This window comes from Allobosea sp. P4_C6, assembly GCF_056402015.1.
Map to the genome: position 1 here is coordinate 1 of NZ_JBFUIF010000200.1, position 2,127 is coordinate 2,127.

A 2,127-nucleotide genomic window follows, 5' to 3' on the forward strand; every position below is an offset into this window, starting at 1 on the left:
GCGCGACGAACTCCTGAGCGGCGAGCTGTTCTACAGCCTCGCCGAGGCTCGGATCGTCATCGAGGGCTGGCGTCAGCACTACAATACCCGGCGCCCGCACTCCTCGCTCGGCTACAAGCCGCCAGCACCGGTCGCTGTGGTCTGGCCGCCTACGAAAACCCAACCCGCTTCGCCGGCCATCTCAACCGTGGCCGACAAGCCCACCATGCATTAGATTAGAACCGGGCCACCTGATGGGGGCAGGCCAATCATGAAGCGGTCACCGTGCCGACTTCGCAGAGAAGCCAGACTCCTGGCAGGAGCTCACCATCGCGCAGCGTAGCGCAGAGGCTTGTCGATCAACAGCCAACGCGAGTAGCGGCGGGCTAAATGTCCCGCGCAGGGAGCCTTTGCTTGACTCCATCTGTCCCAAAAGAGAAGCCACCGCGTATTTCGCCAGGGATGCAATGTGAGATACGCGTTCGTCGCCGAGCATCGTCCATTGTTCTCGATCCGCAAGCTGCATGATGATCTTCTGGATCAGGGAGAGACGAGCTGCCCGAACCGGGTCGCTCGCCTTTCAAGGCTCGCGGGCATCAAGGCCCAAATTGGCTACAAGCGCCGGCCAGGCAGCCATAGCGGCAAACCGTCCGTCGTGGTCGATAATACGCTGCCCGGCAGTTCGATGTCGCCGCGCCGGACAAGGCGTGGGTGACCGACATCACCTATATCCGGACCATGGAGGGCTTTGCCTATCTGGCCGTCGTGATCGACCTGTTTTCACGGCGCGTCATCGGCTGGTCGCTGCAGAGCCGCCAGACGACCGACGTCGTATTGCAGGCGCTGCTGATGGCGGTCTGGCGACGGAAGCCCAGGCCAAGGTCTTGATTCATTCCGACCAAGGCTCGCAGTTCACCAGCATGGACTGGGCGGCGTTCCTCAAGCACCGCAATCTTGAGCACTCGATCAGCCGGCGTGGAAACTGCCACGACAATGCRGTGGCAGAGAGCTTCTTCAATCTGCTCAAGCGCGAGGCGGATACGTCGAAAAACCTACAGAAACCGGGATGAAGCACGGCAGGACGTGTTCGAATATATCGAGATGTTTTACAACCCGAAGCGCAAGCACGTCCGAAACGGGATGCTGTCACCCGTCGAGTTCGAACGGCTGCAGAAAATCTGAACCGAGGGCGTCCACAAAACTCGGGGCTATTCAGTTGACCCCGCACTCATCGCGGTATGGCGGAAGCGCGTTCCGTACCTTTCAGCCGATACGATTCGGGCAAAGAAGTTGCTCGAAGGGGCTTCAGATCAATTTTCCGAGGCACCTCCTTCTCGCGAAGRTACCTTCGACGGATCCCTCCATCAACGATACCTAGCGTCAGTACTCGGGCGCATTTCCGCTTGGAACAAGAAAGACACTCAATGACCGTCAAGGGATACGATCTAGTTGGAGACATTCATGGCCATGCCGACGCCCTGCATCGCTTGCTAGGTAAGCTGGGCTATGAGGAGGACCAAGGGGGTGTTTTCCGGCATTCGGAAAGGACGATGATCTTTGTTGGCGATTTTATAGATCGCGGCACGGAACAGCTAGAAGTTCTGCGAATTGCGCGCTCCATGTGTGAGGCCGGCGCGGCAAAAGCGGTCATGGGAAATCACGAATTCAACGCGATCGGATGGGTGACCCAGAATGCGGACGGCACTTTCCTACGGCATCATGAGGCACCTCATAAGGAGCAACACGCCGAATTTCTTAGCCAAATTGGAGAGAACTCCGAGGAGCACAAGAAAGCCATCGACTGGTTCCGAACCCTGCCGGTTTGGCTTGATCTTCCCGGCCTTCGCGTCGTCCATGCTTGCTGGCACGATGCCTCTCGTGAGGCGCTGAAGCCCTTTGTGAAAGATGGGCGCCTGACTGAAAAAGGTGTGCTGGAGAGTTACCGGCGTGGATCAGCCGCTCATTCCGCTGTCGAAATACTCCTCAAGGGCCCAGAAGAACGCTTGCCGGACGGTCTCTATTTTATAGACCCGGATGGGCATAAGCGGGAAGAAGTACGATTGCGTTGGTGGGATCAAGCCGCAACGACTTTTCGCAGGGCGGCCCACGGGATGGACGGACGGGAGCATGAAATACCGGATTCAACGC

General features: G+C 58.3%; 2 protein-coding genes and 1 pseudogene. All 3 read left to right on the forward strand.

Annotated features, from left to right (window positions below; translation table 11 throughout):
- The coding region (locus AC1DVA_RS27880) for an integrase core domain-containing protein (RefSeq protein ID WP_476808047.1) at positions 1-214 on the forward strand (214 nt) is incomplete at its 5' end.
- A gap of 198 nt (positions 215-412) precedes the next feature.
- Positions 413-1,161 (forward strand): annotated as a pseudogene (locus AC1DVA_RS27885) (IS3 family transposase); the annotation flags it as partial.
- A 242-nt stretch (positions 1,162-1,403) separates the two neighbouring features.
- The coding region (locus AC1DVA_RS27890; RefSeq protein ID WP_476808048.1) for a metallophosphoesterase at positions 1,404-2,127 on the forward strand (724 nt) is incomplete at its 3' end.